Below are 18,453 nucleotides of genomic sequence, written 5' to 3' on the forward strand. Positions count from 1 at the left end.
TCATGTCCAGTAAACTGGAATCAGCGTTTTTCCTGATTGTTGTCGGTGGAGCTGTCGCCGCGCGCACCGGCATTTTTGTCACGGTGGGTGGCTGCCGTTGCTGCCGCCGACGCGCTTTGCTGGTTGCGCTGGTCGCCGCGATTCTGGTTGTCCTGGCGCAGCGCATGTTCAGAACGCGCCGGGCCGCTATCGCGCTGTTGCTGCTGCAGATTGCCTGGCGGGGTATCGTTGCCAGCATCGCCGGTGGCATGGTTGCCACTTTCCGACATGCCCTGGGTTTTCGGATCGTAGTCGCCGTGCGGCATATTGGCGCCGGGTTTGAAGCCGCGTGGATCAGGTTTATTGGATGCACTCATGATGGGTCTCCTTGAGGAATGCGAGTTGTCATCGTAAGCCGTCACAGCCGCGGGGGGCGTAGGCGCACGCGCCGTGGTCATGTAGGAGCGTGCGTCAGCGCACGGAGGAGTGCTCAGCAGCGTGCCAAGCTGGGATTTCAACGGGAGATGACAATGGCAGAAGTACGACAGGGACAGGCGCCGCAGCCGCTCGAGCGCAAGGAATTTCATGTGGAATTCATGCGCGCATTTGTGGACCCGAAATTTGAGGCAGTCAAGACTGCGCTGGCGCAGGTAGAGGAAGTCGCGTGGCAGAATTATCACGAAGGCCGCAAGGCGCCAGTGACGCAAAAGGCCGGCAGCGGGTTTGCCGATCCCGATTACGATTTGTCGGTGGAGTGGAAAGCCACGCGCGACCGCCTGCTGGCGGCAGAGAAGCGCCAGAAAGATCCGCAGACGCGGTCGCGCGTGCTGTTGATTATCGGCGCCGCCCGCAATGACGGCTCCTGTCCCGGCGAAATCTCCAAGACCTACCGTATGAGCCTATGGGCGAAGGAAGCCCTGGCCGAAGCCGATATCGAGGCGGACGTGCTGGATCTGAGCCTGCTGACTTCCGGCTATGACCTGCACATCCATCCCTGCAAGGGCTGCGTCTCCACCGCCATGCCGCTGTGCCACTGGCCTTGCAGCTGCTATCCGAATCACGGTACACGCCAGACCAATGACTGGATGGCGGAAATTTACGAGAAGTGGATGGCGGCGCACGGCGTCATCATCCTGACGCCGACTTACTGGTACCAGGCGCCGTCTGTACTCAAACTCATGATCGACCGGCTGGTCTGCGCGGACGGCGGCAACCCTGATCCCACCAGCACCCACGGCAAAAAAGCAGCGGAAGCCAAGGAACTGGAACTCAAAGGCTGGGACTATCCCAAGCATCTGGCTGGCCGCGCGTATGGACTGGTGGTGCATGGCGATGTGGCTGGAGTGGAAAGCCTGCGGCGCAACCTGTCGGACTGGCTGGACTGGATGGGGCTCATCGACGCGGGAAAGCAATCGGCGCTGGACCGCTATCTGGGCTATTACGAGTCCTATACGGAGAGCCATCAGAACCTCGACCAGGAAGTGCAGTTCCAGCAGGAGGTGCGCAATGTGGCGCGCTCGGTGGCAGCCGCCGTCGGCAAGCTGCGCAGCGGCTGGCTAAGCAAGCCAGATGCGGCGATCACGCCGGTGCGGCCCAAATAAGGTGCAGCCGGCCTAGCGCTTGCGCGCCAGCGTCAGGCCGTCGCTGAGGGGCAGGAAGGACAGGTCGATGCGCTCGTCCTGATGCAGCTTGATGTTGAGCGCCTGGATCGCAGCGGTATCGTCGTTATCGGCGCGCTGCGTGACCTTGCCTTCGCGTAGCGTGTTATCCAGCACGATCAGGCCGCCGGGGCGCACCAGTTGCAGGCAGCTTTCGTAATAGCCGTCGTAGCCGGTTTTTTCCGCGTCGATGAAGGCGAAGTCGTACAGGCCTGCTTCGCCATCTTCCAGCAGGGTGTTCAGCGTCTGCTGGGCGGGAGCGATGCGCAGTGAAATCTTGTCGGCCACGCCTGCCTGCTGCCAGAACGGGCGCGCGACGCTGGTGTATTCCTCGCTGATGTCGCAGGCGACCAGCCGGCCTTCCGGCGGCAGCGCCAGCGCGACGGACAGCGCGCTGTAGCCGGTGAAGACCCCGACCTCGATCGCATTGCGTGCGCCCATCAGTTTGACCAGCAGCGCCATGAACTGGCCTTGCTCCGGCGAGATCTGCATGGTAGCGCGCTCGTGGCCGCGCGTTGCATCGCGCAAGGCGGTTTGTGCCGGATGTTCGCGCAGCGAATGCGTCAGCACGTAGTCGTACAGGGTGTCAGTCAGGGTAAGCGTGCGGTTGGACATGCTGTCTCCTCGAATCGGTGTGCAAACAGTTTAACAGCGCTGCCGTAAATGGGGTTCACCGTTGCGCGACGACCAGCCGTGAAAAACTGGCGATGCTGGCGACGCCGGAAAATACTGCGGCCAGGATCAGTGCATACGTGGTGCCGCGCGTCGCGGACAGCGTGAAGCAGTAGGCTACCAGGGCCGCGCCGGTAGCCTGTCCCAGCAGCCGCGCGGTGGCGACGATGCCGCTGGCGCCGCCGGCACGCGTGGGTGGCGCACTGCTCATGATGGCTTTCAAGTTAGGCGCCTGGAAGAAGCCGAAGCCGACGCCGCACCACGCCATGCGCCAGCCGATGTCGAATGCGGAGGGCTGGTCCGGCAGCATCAGCATCGCCACCAGTCCCGACGACAGCAAAGCCAGGCCTATGCCGCCCAGCGCGCCGGGTGGATAGCGGTCGCTCAGGCGGCCGGCGATGGGCGCCATGACGGCCACCAGCACCGCCCATGGCGTCATCAGGAAGCCGGTCTCAATCGGCGAGCGGCCCATCGTATGCTCAAAATAGAAGGGCAGCGACACAAAGGCCAGGCCTTGTGCGGCAAACGTGCACACGGCGGTCAGTGCGGACAGGGTGAATAGCGGGAGCTTGAACAAATCCACCGGCAGCATGGGCGCTGCGTGGCCGGCCTGGCGGCGCAGCAGCAGGCCAAAGAAGATCAGCGTGGCCACCAGCTCCGGCAGCAGCTTGTGCCAGCCTTCCTGGTGCGCGGCGTCGCCGAAAGTGAGGATCAGCAGGCCGAAGGCAAATACGTTGAGGATGGCGGTTGGCGCGTCGATCTTGTGCGTGGCGCGCACGTTATGCGGCAGCGCGCGCCTTGCCAGAAGGATGGCGGCGATCCCCAGCGGGACGTTGATGGCAAACAGCCAGGGCCAGGTTGCGGCGGCCAGTATCAGCGAAGCGGCGGTGGGACCGACCGCAAACGCCACAGCGACCACCAGCGAGTTGAAGCCAAAGCCCTGGCCATGCAGCCTGGCGGGGAAGATGGTGCGTATCATCGCGGTGTTCACGCCCATCATGGCGGCGCCGCCGATACCCTGGAACAGGCGCGCCACCACCAGCGAGGGCAGCGACCATGCGAGCGCGCAAGCCAGCGATGCGGCGGTGAACAGGGCCAGGCCGAAGATGCAGACTCGCCGGTAGCCGATCACTTCACCCAGCGCGGCGAACGGCAGCAGCGTGGCCACCATGGCCAGTTGATAGACGTTGACGATCCATACCGAGGCGGCAGGCGTGGTGTGGAGTTGATCCGCAATCGCCGGCAGGGCGGTATTGGCGATGGCGGTGTCGAGCGACGCCATGCCGACGCCAATGGCGACCGACAGCATGGCCAGGCGCCGCGCATCGGGCGGCAGGCCGTCGCGCGCAGCCAGCGCGCTATCGTGAGTATTCATGTGGGGTCCGATGCAAGGTGAAACGGGTCCACCATTGTCGCGGAAAATGGAAAACTTTGCTTACGCTGCGGCGGCGCTGCGCAAGTCGGTACAGGCTTTGTCCAATGCGGCTTCGACGCCGGGCAGCATGTCGATGACTTCCACCAGGTCGCCGGCCACCGCTGCTGCTTCCATCTCGTGGCACAGGCTGTGCAGGTGGGGCGAGTTGAGATAGCCGGCGCTGCCTTTGAGCGCATGGATGGCCGCTGCCGCTGCGGTGCTGTTGCCGGCGACGACAGCGGCGCGTGCGGTTTCCAGGCGGCGCGGCGCTTCATCCAGGAAGGCCTGCGTGATGCGCTGCATGTGTTTGTGCGACAGACCCGCCAGTGGCATGATTTGCACCGTGTCCGGATCGGTCACGATGGCCGCTTCGGATGTCACGCCGAACTGCTGGTCCAGCGCCACCATGCGTTCCGCCACCAGGCGGGCCGCGTCGGTGGCGCGCAGCTGTCGGCCACGGCTCAGATGCTGGGCGATGACTTTTTCCACCTGGTCGTACAGCAGGCGTTCGTCTACCGGCTTGCTGAGGAAGCCATCCATGCCGACCGCCAGATAGCGCGCGCGGTCATGGTCGCTGGCGTTGGCGGTCAGCGCGATGATCGGAATGTTCGGGTCCAGCACGCGGTAATCCTCGCTGCCGCCCGAGCGGATCAGGCGCGCCGCCTGTTCGCCGTCCATCATCGGCATTCGGCCATCCATCAGCACCAGGTCGTAGGCGGCGGTGCTCAGGGCGTGCAGCGCCTGCAAGCCATTTTCAACGATGCGGATATCGTGGCCCATGCCTTCCAGCAGGGTGCTGACGATGATCTGGTTGGTGCGCACGTCTTCCGCGCACAGCACGCGCAGGCGGTAGGCGTGGTGCTCCTTGCGCGGCAGCAGGGATGGGTCGAGCGTGGGGGCAGCACCCAGTTCCAGCGGCAGCGTGAAGCTGAACGTGGAGCCGGCGCCGACGCGGCTTTCCGCTGCAATCGCGCCGCCCATCAGTTCGACCAGCTCCTTGCAGATGGCCAGGCCAAGGCCGGTGCCGCCGTAGCGGCGCGTGGTGGAGTGGTCGGCCTGTTCGAATTTCTGGAACAGGCGTGGCAGTGTTTCGGCCGGAATGCCCGGGCCGGTGTCGCTGACATCGAAACTGACGCTGGTGCAGCCGTCGCTGGTCAGCAGCGCGGTGACGTCGAGCCGCACTTCGCCACGGTCGGTAAATTTGATGGCGTTGCCCAGCAGGTTAAGCAGGATCTGGCGCAGGCGGGTCGGGTCGCCGCGCACATAGCGTGGCAGGTCCAGCGCTAGGTCGGAGCGCAGCAGCAGGCTCTTGGCGTCAGCCTGGCCTTGCAGGATGCCGATGGCGTCGTCGATGAGCGCAATCAGGTCGAAGTCCACGGTTTCTATCGACAGCCGGCCAGCGTCAATCTTGGAGAAGTCGAGGATGTCGTTGAGGATGGCCAGCAGCGACTCGCTGTTCTGCAAACCGATGCGCAGATATTCTTCCGTACGTCCGCGCACCGACTGGTCGCGCATGGCGAACTTGATCATGCCGATTACACCGGCCAGCGGCGTGCGGATATCGTGGCTCATCGCCGACAGGAAGTCGATGCGGTGGCGGCTGACGACTTCCGCGTGCTCCTTGGCCTCCGTCAGCTCCGCCGTGCGTTCCTTGACGCGCTGCTCCAGGTTGTTGCGCAGCAGGCGGATCTGGTCGGCCAGCGCAAACGCCAGCAGCACGCCGTCCAGCGTCCCGCCCAATAAGGTGAACAGCTGGGCGTTGGTCACCACGGCGGGGATCAGGCCGACGTTGGCCGGCAGGATCAGCAGCCCCGGTATCATCAGCGCGACAAAGCCTAGCACAAAGAAACGCGCCGGGTAGTAGCCGCTGCGCCAGACGATGATGCCGCTGGTGAGCGCCATGGTCATCCAGATCGTAATGACGATGGTGGCGATGGTGTGTGCATAACTGAGCGCGAGGAAGCAGCTCGGCAGCGTCACCAGCGGCAGCACGATGTTGATGCGGCTCAGCGCATACAGGCGTGGCGCGGTTTCCTTCAGGCGCAGGAAGGTGGTGTAGAACAGCGTACTTAATACCGGCAGCAGGAAGAAGGGGACGTAGTGCCAGTGCAGGTTATGCCACCCGAACAGGTCGGCCACCATGTGGAAGGTCGTGCCCCATGCCACCGCGTAGCACAGCACATACATCGAGTAGTACAGCGAAGAGCGGTCGCGCGTGATCGAGTAGATGAAGAAGTTGAACACGGTGAGCGCCAGCAGCGCGCCAACCGAGCCGATAATCAGAACGTTTTCCTTGGCCACCAGCTGCTGGTAGGCGGGACGCGGCAGCACCGAGAACACGGGCGTGCGTGCATAGTAAGGACTGGAGAAGCGTATCAGCACGTGATAGCGCCGGCCCGGCTGCAGGTCGATGTCTTTACCGTAGTGCAGAAGGTAGGAGTGCGGTTGACGGTAGCCGGTCAGCATCTGGTAAATCGTGCCGTCCTCGCCGTAGACCTGGATATCGACCACGTCGATCAGCGTGTCGTTGGGATCGATGACCCAGGCCGGCTGGCGGCCGTCGTTACGTAGTTCTGCGTAGAGCCAGTAGCTGCCGCCCAGCAGGTCCACCTTGGACGCGGGCTTGAGCCGGGCCAGCATGGCAGGCAGGCCGGCAGCATCGACGGGATAAGGCTGGCCTTCGTCCTGATACAGCTTGCCGGCCTTGGCCAGGTCGATGCTGTCATGGGTGAGCGCAATGGCTTGCGCCTGTACCGGCGCGTTTGCGCACAGCGCAACGAAGGCCAGCAGCACCAGCAAAGCATAACGGTGGAAATGCGCGCTGAGGCTGTGGATCGTGCTCGCTTTGCTCATTCGTTGTCCGTGCGCCGGCTGTTCGTGAAAGTGGTATTTCTCATTTTAAACGAGAACTTGACGGTTTGGTATGATGACGCCTTTGCACGACAGGAAAACATCTTGCTAATTTCACCAGAACAGTTCATCGGATTTCTTGGCGCAGCGCTGTTGATTACGGTTTCTCCGGGGCCGGACAACCTCATGGTGCTCAGCATGGGCATGTCACGCGGACGTCGCCAGGGCATGATGTTTGGCCTCGGTTGTGCGCTGGGCTGCCTCAGTCATACGGTATTGGCGACGCTGGGCGTGGGGGCGCTGATCAAGGCCTCGCCCATGGCGTTTGGCGCATTGAAGCTGCTGGGAGGAGCTTATCTGATCTGGCTCGGCATCGGCGCACTGCGTAGCCGCGGCGGCGCGCGCGTGGAGGGCGCGGGCTTACCGGACGAAAGCCTGGGCAAGCTGTTTACCAAAGGGCTGTTCGCCAATAGCATCAACCCCAAGGTGGTGTTGTTCTTCCTGTCCTTCCTGCCGCAATTCGTGGTGGCGGAGCGTGGCGATGCGAGCTGGCAGACCGCGCAACTGGGCTTGCTGTTCACGCTGCAGGCAGTGGTGGTGTTTGGCTTGCTGGGTTATTTTTCCGGCGCGGTCGGTGCGTGGATCAACCGTACGCCTTCCGCAGGCAAATGGATGGACCGCATTGCCGGCGCCATCTTCGTTGGCCTTGGTCTGCGCCTGATCGTCGCACGTTAAAAAAAGTTTGTTCGGGAGAGCGGTGATGTCATCATCGCGTCATGCAGCGCTGAGATACTGTCCTTGCTCTTTCAAGTCTCTCCCGATTTGAAACCTTTGGCCCGCGCCTTACAACGTGCTGCGGGCCTTTTTTTATCTGGCGGTCAGATCGAAACGCAGTTCCATCTGATCCTGTACGGCCATGGCGCCGGCCATCACGGAAAACGGCGTGATGCCGAAATCTGTCTGTTTCAGGTTGACGTTACCCTTGACGTTGATACTGCCGTTTTCTTCCCTGATCGATGCAGGAATGGCCAGCGTGCGCGTGACCCCGTGCAGCGTGATGCTCACTTGTAGCGCTTGCGCATTGCTGATGCGTTCCACATGCATCTGTACCAGCGGATAGCGCTCGGCATCCAGCACCTTGCTCAGCATATTGTGACGCGTGCCGTCGATGGCGTCGGCGGAAGGCTGTTTATCGAGGCCCGCAATCTGCCGCAGATCGGCTTCGTCGACGATGAGCTGGTCCAGGCGGAACTGGAGATCCGCGCGGTTTTGCGACGGCATGACAGTACCGCTGACGGTGTGGCTGGCAACCACATGATCGTGACCAAGGCGCGCCAGGATGCCACCACGGCGCACGGTCACGGCGATCAGCGAGCTGGCGCTGTCGATGTGTAGCACGGGGCCGGCTGGCGCTGTCGCCGCGATGGGGGCGGTGGCCGCAACCGGCGCTGGCGGCGTTTTTAGCACCGGTGCGCTGTGCGGCGGCGGCAGCGGCGAGCATGCGCTCAAGGCGTACCAGGCGATGCACGCAACGGCGGCGCGTGATGGAAATGTAAAGTTTGTGTGCGTCATTTAGCCGTCATATTGTCCAATTATTATCGCTTCGCTGGCGACAGCGTGCTTTGATTGGCCCCGCATCCAAGCTGGTGCGGTCATCCGCAAAGCATAGCTCAGCAGGCTGGCCGGTGGCCTGAAACACCGGCACCACTCCCTTCCTCCGCTACCTTAATGAAGTCCTAAGCCTGCGCTTGCCGATCAATGGCAAAGTAGCACCCATAGCGCAAGGTTAAGCCCAGCGCCCGGTTGCCGGACCGTTCAAGCCCGGCACAAATTTTGTTCAACTGGCACGATAGCCGGTGAACCGTAGAGCAGCAGACATCCCCACGCTTTCGAGCGTTTTGCAACCAGCACCATCTCGCGATGGCGCTGGTTTTTTTTTGCTTAGCCGCGCTGATGCTGCGCCAGCCACGCGTCGATCTGCGGCAGACGCTTGCTGCGCACCTTGATGCGATACTCGATGGCGGCAATCGCGGTTTTGGTGTCGCCTTGCGCGTCAGCGCTCAGATGCTGTTTGGCGTAGGCTTGCAGCTTGCCGATCATGGCAGGATCTGCCGAGCTTCCGCCCAAAGCCGGGAAGTAGCGGCTGCGCGAGCTGCCGTCCACTTTCTTTTCAATCTGTTCGCGATGGGCGATGGCAAAGTCAAACGCCAGGTCGGGATGGCCGTGCGAGACATGGCTGATAATCGACGCGCTGGCAGTGGCGCCTGCTTCATCGGTCAGTGCCAGCTCCAGCGCGCGCTGCGCCAGGGCCTTGTCGTTGGCGGAGCCCAGCAGATCATACAGCTCGCTCTTGATCATGGTCGATTGCTCGGCTTGCGCAGCGGCGCGCAGCTGGTTCCAGGTTGCCGCATCCGCATGGGCGGCGATCACGCCCAGCACCGGGCGGCGCAGCGCGGCCGGCAGGGCGTCCTTGTCGGTTGCGAATGCGGCGTAGCGGCGGTGCGCCTCAGCGATCACGCCATCGTCGCCGACCTCACCCAGCGTGGTGATGAGCGTCTCACGCAGATTGGCGACCGGCGCGGCTTCGTCTTTGGCGGCGGTCCAGCCGATGCGGGCCAGCACTGGCGCCAGGCGCGCACGCGCGTAGCGGTCCAGCGCCGCACGCTGCTCTGGCTTGCCTTCGAAGTGGGCGTGCAGCCCGCCCAGCGCATTGGCGATCCGCTGCCATACTTGCGGTGCAGCGTCGACCGGGGCTTTGCTGGCCAGGTCCATGAAGCCGGAAGCCGGCATCAGGCCGGCCATGCCCAGCGACCAGCTGTCGGCCAGCAGGCCCAGTTGATCGATGGCCGGCATGGTGGCGAAGCTGTCCGTCAAGGTCGCAAATGCCTTCGGCGCATACAGCGTGCGGTAGTAGCCGCTCTGGCCTGCGTTGACCAGCACCGCACCGCAGCCCGGCAGCGTCATGCTGGCCTTGCCGCCGTTGACCACGGTGCGTACCGTGGCGCCGCCCACGGTTTGCGCAATCACCGGCACGCGCCAGCTCAGCGGTTTTTTGTTTTCCTGGTCCTTGCTGTATTCGCCCTGGGTCAGCTGGATGGTGGCCTTGCCGTTTTTGCAGACCGCCTCCGATACGCGGATCAGCGGTACGCCTGGCTGCAGCGTGAAGTCATGGGCAATCGCGGTGACTGGCTTGTGCGCCGCCTTTTCCACTTCGCGCCACAGATCGTCTGATACCGTATTGCCGTATGCATGTTTGGCGATATAGCTGCGCACGCCGGTGCGCCAGGCTTCGTCGCCGACATAATTTTCCAGCATGCGGATGACCGATTCGCCTTTGCTGTAGGTGATGGCGTCAAATGCCTGGCTGGCTTGCTCGACGCTATTGATGCGCTGGACGATCGCGTGGGTGGTGGCCAGTGCATCGCGTTCCATTGCACCTTCGCGCGTACCGACAGCGCGCAGGCTCCAGTTCCATTCAGGATGCAGGCGGTCGGTGGTGCGCGACTCCATCCACGAGGCGAAGCCTTCGTTGAGCCACAGGTCATCCCACCATGCCATGGTGACCAGGTCGCCGAACCACTGGTGCGCCATTTCGTGCGCGGCCACCAGGAAGGCGGTTTCCTTGTCCGACTGGGTCGCGGTGCGCGGGTCCAGCAGGATGCCATATTCAAACGTGAAGATGGCGCCCCAGTTTTCCATGGCGCCGAAGAACTGGCTGCGGCCCGGCGCGGCCACGTTGTCCAGCTTGGACAGCGGATACTTGACGCCAAAGTAGTCGTTGTACTCCTTGAGCACCGCGCGTGACGAGTCCAGCGCAAACTGGGCCTGTCCCAGCGAGCCTTTTTGCGTAATCACGCCCAGTTCCACGCCATCTTCCACGGCGCTGGCGCGTTCAAATTCGCCCAGGCCGAAGAACAGCAGGTAGGTCGACATCTTGGGCGAGGTCGCGAAGCGCACCAGCTCACGTCCGTCCGCCAGTTTGGTGGTGGAGGCCACCGGCATGTTCGACACGGCCATCTGGCCGGCGGGCACCGTGGCTTCCAGCGCGAAGGTGGCTTTGTAGAACGGCTCATCCCACGACGGGATCACGCGGCGCGCATCCGAGTTTTCAAACTGCGTGTACAGCGCGCGCTTTTTGGCGCCGCCGTTTTCATAGTCCAGCGAGAACATGCCGGAAGCCTGGGTGCCGATCACGCCGGTGTAATCCAGCTTGAGCTGGTAGCTGCCCGGCTTGAGCGCTTCGGCAAAATGGAAGGTGGCGGTCTGCTGTTCTTCGTTGACGTCGATCTTGCTGGCGGCATGCACCGCTTTGCCCGGACCGGCGCTGATGTTGGCCGCGCTGAATTTGAGCTCGGAGGCGTTCAGCGTCAGGCGGTTGGTGGCTTGTTTGATCTCGATCGCGATGGTAACGCTGGCGCTGAAACTGCTGTTGGCCGCATCCGGCGTCAGCGAAACGGCGTAGTGCGTCGGAACGGCGGTGCGCGGGAGCTGGGTGGTGACCTGCGCAGCCTTGGCGGCAGGTGCGGCAGCGGCCAGTGCCGGCGCGCCGGCGGACAATCCCATCAGCGCCGTCACGGCGAGCGAAATCAAACTGCGTTGCATGCTAATCCTTTGTAAGATGTAAAGGCCTTTTGGGCAAGCGTGCAATCTACGGCGAAGCGCAGGCGCTGTCAAATCCCAAATAGGATTATGATTTGGGCTAGCCCACCAAACCGAAGGCGAAGACATGATCGATCTGTACACGGCCGCCACACCCAATGGCCATAAAGTCTCCATCGCTCTGGAAGAGCTGGAGCTGGTTTATACGCTGCACGCGCTGGATTTGTCCGCTGGCGAACAAAAGGAGCCGTGGTTTTTAGCGCTCAACCCGAACGGCCGTATTCCCGCGATTGTGGACCGTACGGAAGATAACTTCGCGGTATTTGAGTCCGGCGCCATCCTGATTTACCTCGCCGAAAAGACCGGCGAATTGATGCCTACCGATTTCAAAGGCCGCTCGCAGGTGTTGCAATGGCTGATGTTCCAGATGGGCGGCGTCGGTCCGATGATGGGGCAGGCCAATGTCTTCCACCGCTACTTCCCGGAGAGGATACAGCCGGCCATCGACCGCTACCAGGGCGAGAGCAAGCGTTTGTTCCGCGTACTGGATAGCCATCTGGCGCACCATGAATATCTGGCGGGCGACTACTCGATTGCCGATATCGCCAACTGGGCCTGGGTACGCACGCATGAATGGTCAGGCGTGACGGTGCATGAGCTGCCGCATTTGCAGCGCTGGATCGCGGCGATCGCCGCGCGCCCTGCGGTACAGCGCGGCATCCTGCTGCCGCCGCGCGCCGAACGCACCGACCCCACCACCGTGCGTACCATGCTGGAGACGGGGCAGTCGCGATGAAATTCTATACGTCGTCCCGTGCACCCAATCCGCGCCGCGTGGCAATGTTCATCGCGGAAAAGGGGCTGACCGATATCGCGCAGGTGCAGATCGATCTTGCCACGGTCCAGAACCGCAGTCCGGAATACCTGGCCCTCAATCCGTTTGGCCGTGTGCCGGCGCTGGAACTGGATGACGGCCGCATCTTGTGCGAGACGCGCGCCATATGCAGCTGGCTGGAAGGCTATGCGCCGGAACCCAATCTGATGGGCGATGGCTACGATGAGCGCGCGTTCATCGAGATGACGGACCGCCGCGTGGAACTGCATCTGTTTTACGGCGCCGCCAATTACATCCGCCACACGCATCCAGGGCTGGCCATCCTGGAGCAGCCGCAGTTTCCCGAATATGGCGCAGTGCAGGGAGAGCGGATGCGCGAAACGGCGCGCTGGCTGGACCAGGTGCTGGCCACGCAACCTTACGTGGCAGGGCAGCGTTTCACGATTGCGGATATCACCGCCTTCTGCGCGCTGGAGTTTGCACGCGGGCTCATGAAATTCCGGCCGGGGCAGGAAGGCATGGCGCATCTGCAGGCATGGCGCGACCGCATTGCCGAACGGCCCAGCGCTTCGGTCGTGTATTAAGCGACCCGCTTGTACCAGGGCTGGTGCGCGAGGATGGCTTTGTAATCGCGCGCCAGCGGGTCGTGCTGGTCGAGCGGACGATCAAGGGCCAGCATGCCGAACGGCGCCAGGCTGTCGTGGAATAGCTGGAGCACGCGCTTGCGCAATGACGGCCCAAAGTCCGGCAGGGCGCGGTGGCCCAGTATCATCTGGAATTCGTTGAACGAGGCGTCGGTCACCAGATTGTATTGGGACCACGTGATGCGGTTGCTCAGATGGCTTTTCAGTACGGCGCGGGTGCCGTCCTCACTGACGTCGAAGTAGTCAATCAGTTTGCCGACGCCGCCGCTGCGGATATAGTTCCCCTGCAGTTCGCCGAGGCGGTCCATGGGCAGGCTGGCTTGCCGGACCTCGGCCAGCATGGCGTCGCTGGCGACCGTGGCATGGATTTCCGTGCGCGTCGCAAGCTGTTCCTGTTCCAGCAGGATGGCCAGCGTCCAGGCTTGCTGGACGCCCGCGCAGTCGGCCAGCCAGACGCGCGGCAAGGCGGCGCCGTGCAGGCAAATGCCCAGCGATAGGCGCAGCATCGACACTTCCGCCGCGTTGTCAAACATCAGCGCCGGCGTCACGTACAGCGCGCGCAGCAGGGCGTTATAGGTGGCCTCATCGTGCAGCACGCGTGATTGCAGGGCCGAGATGGTTGGCAGGCCAAGGCTGGCCTGCAAGGCCTGCACCTTGCGTTCGACCACGGCACGCTCGTAGCCACGGAAGTCGTAGCCGTGGCATTGGAACAGCGCTTCCAGCAGCAGTTCCAGCTCCAGCTCCTCAACCGTGGACGGCGAATGGCGGCGGGCCGCATGGCCGCCGGAGACGATGCCGGACGTGCCAATTGATGCCGTCGCCGCCTGCACGCTCGCGTGCGGCGCGGCGGCATCGTCGCCCAGCAGCGCTGCCTTGATGGACGCGAACAGCGACGACATCAATGCAACCACACGCGCATCAGCGACAGCAGCTGTGCCACATCCACCGGCTTGGTGATGTAGTCCGAAGCGCCGGCGGCGATACACTTGTCACGGTCGCCCTTCATCGCCTTGGCCGTCAGCGTAATGATCGGCAGCGACTTGAACTTCGGTATGCGGCGGATTGCGCGCATGGTGTCGTAGCCATCCATCTCCGGCATCATGATGTCCATGAGGACGATCTCGATGGTCGGATCGCGCTCCAGCACCTCGATGCCGTCACGGCCGTTTTCGGCAAACAGCACCTGCATCTGCTGGCGCTCAAGCAGCGAGGACAGGGCGAAGATATTGCGCAAGTCATCATCGACGATCAGCACCTTGCGTCCTGCCAGGCCGCCTTCGGCCGCGTGGATTTCTTCCAGCATGCGGCGCTGCGCTTCCGGCAGGCTGGCCTGGGAACGGTGCAGGAACAGCGCCGTCTCGTCCAGCAGGCGTTCCGGCGAACGCGCATCCTTGATGACGATGGTCTTGGCGTAGCGTTTGAGCTTGGCCACTTCCTTGCGGTTCAGGTCCTTGGCGGTGTTGATGACGATGGGCAGGTCGCGCAGGGATTCATCCTTGCCGATGATGTCCAGCAGGTCGAAACCGCTGATGTCCGGCAGCGTCAGGTCCAGCACCATGCAGTCGAAGCGCTGCTCGCGCAGCGCATCCAGCGCCGCCTGGCCGGTGTCCACGGCGACGATGTGGATGTCGACGTCGCCGATCAGCGCGACGATGGATTCGCGTTGCGCCGGTTCGTCGTCCACCACCAGCAGGCTGCGTTTGCCGCCCAGCAGGAACTTCTGGATGCGGCTGAACTCTTCCTGCAGCGCCTCCTTGCTGACCGGCTTGTTCAGGTAGGAGATGGCGCCCAGACGCAATGCGCGCTCACGCTCGCGCAGCGAGGACATCACGTGCACGGGAATGTGGCGCGTGCTGGGGTCGCGTTTCAGGCGGTCCAGCACCGTAAAGCCGTCGATGTCCGGCAAGTCCAGATCGAGCAGGATGGCGGACGGCAGGTAGTCACGCGCCAGGCTCAGTGCCGAATCGCCCTGCATGGTGACGATGCCCTTGAAGTTCTTCTCGCGCGCGAAGCCCAGCACGATCTGCGAGAAGCGCTCGTCGTCTTCGATAATCAGCACCGAAGGATCGCCAGGCGCCACCAGGCCGCGGTCATCGCTGCCGCTGTATTCATCGAGATCGGCATCGAGCTCATTGAGGTTGCTGAGGGCATCGTGCTCGGGCAGCACATGCCCGGCCTGCGGCGGTGTGTACACTACTTGCGGCGCCGGCAGCGGCATGCGGACCTGCGGCTGGCGGTTAATGTCGTAATTGACGAAGCCCGCGCGGTTATAGGGCAGGAACAGGGTAAAGGTCGAGCCGCTGCCGACCACGGATTCGACCCGGATTTCGCCGCCCAGCAGACGCGCCAGCTCGCGCGAAATCGACAGGCCCAGGCCCGTGCCGCCATATTTGCGCGCGGTGGAACCGTCGGCCTGCTGGAATGCTTCAAAGATCAGCTGCAGCTTGTCCGAGGCAATCCCCACGCCGGTATCGCTGACGCCAAACGCCAGCACCGCATCCGCATGCAGCAGATTCGGGTGGTCGCTGGTGAAGCCGCTGTTGACCAGGCTGATGACCAGCGAGACCTGGCCGTGCGTGGTGAACTTGAAGGCGTTCGACAGCAGGTTTTTCAGCACCTGCTGCAAGCGCGTGGTGTCGGTCATCATCGCGGTTGGCAGGTTGTCCTTGAGCTCTACGTAGAAGCCCAGATGCTTGGCCTCTGCCATGTGGCGGAAGGTACGGTCGACGTAATTGCGCAGATTCTGGAAGCGGTACTCGGACACGTCCAGCGTCACGGTACCGGATTCGATCTTCGACAGGTCCAGAATGTCGTTAATCAGCGTCAGCAGGTCGGAGCCGGAGCCGTGAATGGTCTTGGCGAATTCCACCTGCTTCGGCGACAGGTTGCCGTCCGGGTTGTCGCCCAGCTGCTGCGCCAGGATCAGCAGGGAGTTCAGCGGCGTGCGCAGCTCGTGCGACATATTCGCCAGGAACTCGGATTTGTACTTGGAGGACAGCGCCAGCTGGGTGGCTTTTTCTTCCAGCGCCAGTTTTGCCTGCTCCACCTCGCGGTTCTTGCGTTCCACCTCGATGTTCTGCTCGGACAGCAGGCGGGCTTTTTCCGCCAGCTCCTGGTTGGTCTGTTGCAGCTCTTGTGCCAGCGATTGCGACTGCGTCAGCAGCGACTCGGTACGGCTGTTTGCCTCGATGGTGTTCAGCACCACGCCGATGGACTCCATCAGCTGGTCGAGGAAGGACAGGTGGGTTTCCGTGAAGCGGTCCAGCGAGGCAATCTCGATCACCGCCTTCACCTGCTGCTCGAACAGGATAGGCAGCACCACGATGTTGGTCGGCGGCGCCGCGCCCAGGCCCGACGAAACGACGATGTAATCGCGCGGCACGTCGGTCAGCCAGATACGCACTTTCTCCAGCGCGCACTGGCCCACCAGGCCTTCACCCGGCAGGAAGGAGGTGGGCAGCTTGCGGCTGGAACGGTAGCCGTAGCTGGCGATCATGCGCAGGCGGGCGTCGGAGTCCTGCGAGTCCATCATGTAGAACACGCCGTGGTGCGCCGATACCAGCGGCGCCAGCTCGGACAGAATCAGCTTGGTCACGGCTTGCAGGTCGCGCTGACCTTGCAGCAGACGGGTGAAACGCGCCAGGTTGGTTTTCAGCCAGTCCTGCTGCGCGTTTTTCAGCGTGGTGTCTTTCAGGTTACGGATCATCTCATTGATGTTGTCCTTGAGGTAGGACACCTCGCCGCGCGCTTCCACCTGGATGGACCGGGACAAGTCGCCGCGCGTCACCGCCGTTGCCACCTCCGCGATCGCGCGCACCTGGTTGGTCAGATTGGCGGCCAGCTGGTTGACGTTCTCGGTCAAGTCCTTCCAGGTACCGGCCACGCCGGACACGTTGGCCTGGCCGCCCAGCTTACCTTCGGTACCCACCTCACGCGCCACGCGCGTCACCTCGGAAGCGAAGGAGGACAGCTGGTCCACCATCACATTGATGGTGTCTTTCAGTTCCAGAATCTCACCCTTCACGTCCACCGTGATTTTCTTGGACAAGTCGCCACGCGCCACCGCCGTCGTCACGGCCGCGATGTTACGCACCTGGCCTGTCAGGTTGGACGCCATGAAGTTCACATTGTCGGTCAAGTCCTTCCAGGTGCCGCCCACGCCGGGCACGTAAGCCTGGCCGCCCAGCTTGCCTTCGGTACCCACCTCACGCGCCACACGCGTCACCTCCGAAGCGAACGAGGACAACTGGTCCACCATCACGTTGATGGTATTTTTCAGTTCGAGAATCTCGCCTTTCACGTCCACCGTGATTTTCTTCGACAGGTCGCCGTTGGCCACCGCCGTGGTCACGTCGGCGATGTTACGCACCTGGCCCGTCAGGTTACCTGCCATGGAGTTCACGCCGTCGGTCAAGTCCTTCCAGGTACCGGCCACGCCGGGCACGTTGGCCTGGCCGCCCAGTTTACCTTCGGTACCCACCTCGCGCGCCACGCGCGTTACTTCGGAGGCGAAGGAGTTCAGCTGGTCCACCATCACGTTGATGGTGTTTTTCAGTTCGAGAATCTCGCCTTTCACGTCCACGGTAATCTTCTTGGACAAGTCGCCGTTTGCCACGGCGGTGGTCACGTCGGCGATGTTACGCACCTGGCCCGTCAGGTTACCCGCCATCGAGTTCACCGAGTCGGTCAAGTCCTTCCAGGTACCGGCCACGCCTTTTACCTGCGCCTGGCCGCCCAGCTTACCTTCGGTACCCACCTCACGCGCTACGCGCGTCACCTCGGAGGCGAAGGAGGATAGCTGGTCCACCATCACGTTGATGGTGTTTTTCAGTTCGAGAATCTCGCCCTTCACGTCCACCGTGATCTTCTTCGACAGGTCGCCATTGGCCACCGCCGTCGTCACCGCCGCGATGTTACGCACCTGGCCCGTCAGGTTGGACGCCATGAAGTTGACGTTGTCGGTCAAGTCCTTCCAGGTGCCGCCCACGCCCGGCACATAGGCCTGGCCACCCAGCTTGCCCTCGGTGCCCACCTCACGCGCCACACGCGTCACTTCGGAGGCGAAGGAACGCAGCTGGTCCACCATCACGTTGATGGTGTCCTTCAGCTGCAGGATCTCGCCGCGCACGTCCACGGTAATCTTCTTGGACAAGTCGCCGTTGGCCACGGCCGTCGTCACCTCCGCGATGTTACGCACCTGCGACGTCAGGTTACCCGCCATGGAGTTCACCGAGTCGGTCAAGTCCTTCCAGGTGCCGGCCACGCCTTTCACCTGTGCCTGGCCGCCCAGCTTACCTTCGGTACCCACCTCGCGCGCCACGCGCGTTACTTCGGAGGAGAAGGAGGACAGCTGTTCCACCATGGTGTTTGCCGTCATGGCCGCGCGCAGGTACTGGCCTTTCAGCGGATGGCCGTCCACTTCCAGCGCCATGGTCTGCGACAAATCGCCTTTCGCCACGGCGCCGATCACGCGCGCCATTTCCGTGGTCGGGCGTACCAGGTCGTCGATCAGCGTGTTGACGGAGCTGATGATGGTGGCCCAGCCACCGGTGGTGTTGGTCATTTCGGCGCGCTGGGTCAGCCGTCCTTCGCGGCCGACCACGCGGCTCACCTCCGTCACCTCGCGCACCATGCGCGACTTGGTGTCGATGATGTCGTTGAGCGTGTCGGCGATCTTGCCGGCCATGCCTATCCAGTCGGATGGCATGCGTACCGAGAAGTCTCCTTTTTTCAGTGCCATCAGTGTGGACAGGAGTACTTTTGCGTCCAGCTGTTCGCCCATATCGGTCATATTATTCATGG

At 62.8% G+C, this 18,453-nt stretch carries 12 protein-coding genes; 4 read left to right on the top strand and 8 right to left on the bottom strand.

All coding sequences use genetic code 11. The features are described from left to right. Positions 1 to 20: 20 nt before the first annotated feature. Positions 21 to 356: a hypothetical protein gene (locus tag BUA36_RS10375; RefSeq protein ID WP_072784136.1), complete on the bottom strand. Its 336-nt coding sequence runs from the start codon at positions 354 to 356 to the stop codon at positions 21 to 23. 153 nt (positions 357 to 509) lie between these two features. Between BUA36_RS10375 and BUA36_RS10380 the strand changes: the two genes are divergently transcribed. Beyond that, positions 510 to 1,580, top strand: a complete 1,071-nt coding sequence (locus BUA36_RS10380; protein WP_072784139.1) for a flavodoxin family protein — start codon at positions 510 to 512, stop codon at positions 1,578 to 1,580. A 12-nt stretch (positions 1,581 to 1,592) separates the two neighbouring features. Here the strand turns inward: BUA36_RS10380 and BUA36_RS10385 are convergent, their stop codons facing one another. From BUA36_RS10385 to BUA36_RS10395, 3 genes are read right to left on the bottom strand one after another with little or no spacing between them, the layout of a single operon-like run. Beyond that, a complete protein-coding gene (locus BUA36_RS10385) occupies positions 1,593 to 2,252 on the bottom strand; it encodes a class I SAM-dependent methyltransferase (RefSeq protein WP_072784141.1) in 660 nt (219 codons plus the stop codon). Between the two features lie 55 nt (positions 2,253 to 2,307). Further along, positions 2,308 to 3,684, bottom strand: coding sequence for an MFS transporter (locus BUA36_RS10390; protein ID WP_072784143.1), 1,377 nt, complete (start codon positions 3,682 to 3,684; stop codon positions 2,308 to 2,310). Between the two features lie 60 nt (positions 3,685 to 3,744). Next, entirely contained in the window at positions 3,745 to 6,576 is a 2,832-nt protein-coding gene (locus BUA36_RS10395) for a hybrid sensor histidine kinase/response regulator (protein WP_072784145.1), read from the bottom strand. 102 nt (positions 6,577 to 6,678) lie between these two features. Between BUA36_RS10395 and BUA36_RS10400 the strand changes: the two genes are divergently transcribed. Beyond that, complete coding sequence (locus tag BUA36_RS10400; protein WP_072784147.1) at positions 6,679 to 7,308, top strand: LysE family translocator; 630 nt, start codon at positions 6,679 to 6,681, stop codon at positions 7,306 to 7,308. Between the two features lie 132 nt (positions 7,309 to 7,440). Here BUA36_RS10400 and BUA36_RS10405 read toward each other — a convergent pair whose 3' ends face one another. Both BUA36_RS10405 and BUA36_RS10410 read right to left on the bottom strand, forming a co-directional pair. After that, positions 7,441 to 8,145, bottom strand: coding sequence for a YceI family protein (locus BUA36_RS10405; RefSeq protein WP_072784149.1), 705 nt, complete (start codon positions 8,143 to 8,145; stop codon positions 7,441 to 7,443). A 369-nt stretch (positions 8,146 to 8,514) separates the two neighbouring features. After that, a complete protein-coding gene (locus BUA36_RS10410) occupies positions 8,515 to 11,175 on the bottom strand; it encodes a M1 family metallopeptidase (protein WP_072784151.1) in 2,661 nt (886 codons plus the stop codon). Between the two features lie 124 nt (positions 11,176 to 11,299). Here BUA36_RS10410 and BUA36_RS10415 point away from each other — a divergent pair, with 124 nt between their 5' ends. Together BUA36_RS10415 and BUA36_RS10420 are read left to right on the top strand one after the other, a co-directional pair. Beyond that, the gene (locus BUA36_RS10415; protein WP_072784153.1) at positions 11,300 to 11,968 is read left to right on the top strand and encodes a glutathione S-transferase family protein; all 669 of its coding nucleotides are present in this window, start codon (positions 11,300 to 11,302) and stop codon (positions 11,966 to 11,968) included. Then, positions 11,965 to 12,591, top strand: a complete 627-nt coding sequence (locus BUA36_RS10420) for a glutathione S-transferase family protein (RefSeq protein ID WP_072784155.1) — start codon at positions 11,965 to 11,967, stop codon at positions 12,589 to 12,591. Before BUA36_RS10415 ends, BUA36_RS10420 begins: the two co-directional genes overlap by 4 nt. Here the strand turns inward: BUA36_RS10420 and BUA36_RS10425 are convergent. Together BUA36_RS10425 and BUA36_RS10430 are read right to left on the bottom strand one after the other, a co-directional pair. After that, a complete protein-coding gene (locus BUA36_RS10425; RefSeq protein WP_084560091.1) occupies positions 12,588 to 13,550 on the bottom strand; it encodes a CheR family methyltransferase in 963 nt (320 codons plus the stop codon). The two genes, BUA36_RS10420 and BUA36_RS10425, sit on opposite strands and share 4 nt — an antisense overlap. After that, positions 13,550 to 18,451, bottom strand: a complete 4,902-nt coding sequence (locus tag BUA36_RS10430) for a HAMP domain-containing protein (RefSeq protein WP_208861876.1) — start codon at positions 18,449 to 18,451, stop codon at positions 13,550 to 13,552. Before BUA36_RS10430 ends, BUA36_RS10425 begins: the two co-directional genes overlap by 1 nt. Between the last annotated feature and the right edge of the window lie 2 nt (positions 18,452 to 18,453).

It is taken from the genome of Duganella sacchari (assembly GCF_900143065.1).
Classification (GTDB): Bacteria; Pseudomonadota; Gammaproteobacteria; order Burkholderiales; family Burkholderiaceae_D; genus Rugamonas; species Rugamonas sacchari.

What these genes read in the sequence shown, in the direction of transcription:
- BUA36_RS10375 (WP_072784136.1), bottom strand. Translation starts at nt 356, where the DNA reads ATGAGTGCATCCAATAAACCTGATCCACGCGGCTTCAAACCCGGCGCC.
- BUA36_RS10385 (WP_072784141.1), bottom strand. Translation starts at nt 2,252, where the DNA reads ATGTCCAACCGCACGCTTACCCTGACTGACACCCTGTACGACTACGTG.
- BUA36_RS10425 (WP_084560091.1), bottom strand. Translation starts at nt 13,550, where the DNA reads ATGTCGTCGCTGTTCGCGTCCATCAAGGCAGCGCTGCTGGGCGACGAT.
- BUA36_RS10405 (WP_072784149.1), bottom strand. Translation starts at nt 8,145, where the DNA reads ATGACGCACACAAACTTTACATTTCCATCACGCGCCGCCGTTGCGTGC.
- BUA36_RS10420 (WP_072784155.1), top strand. Translation starts at nt 11,965, where the DNA reads ATGAAATTCTATACGTCGTCCCGTGCACCCAATCCGCGCCGCGTGGCA.
- BUA36_RS10390 (WP_072784143.1), bottom strand. Translation starts at nt 3,684, where the DNA reads ATGAATACTCACGATAGCGCGCTGGCTGCGCGCGACGGCCTGCCGCCC.
- BUA36_RS10410 (WP_072784151.1), bottom strand. Translation starts at nt 11,175, where the DNA reads ATGCAACGCAGTTTGATTTCGCTCGCCGTGACGGCGCTGATGGGATTG.
- BUA36_RS10415 (WP_072784153.1), top strand. Translation starts at nt 11,300, where the DNA reads ATGATCGATCTGTACACGGCCGCCACACCCAATGGCCATAAAGTCTCC.
- BUA36_RS10380 (WP_072784139.1), top strand. Translation starts at nt 510, where the DNA reads ATGGCAGAAGTACGACAGGGACAGGCGCCGCAGCCGCTCGAGCGCAAG.
- BUA36_RS10430 (WP_208861876.1), bottom strand. Translation starts at nt 18,451, where the DNA reads ATGAATAATATGACCGATATGGGCGAACAGCTGGACGCAAAAGTACTC.
- BUA36_RS10395 (WP_072784145.1), bottom strand. Translation starts at nt 6,576, where the DNA reads ATGAGCAAAGCGAGCACGATCCACAGCCTCAGCGCGCATTTCCACCGT.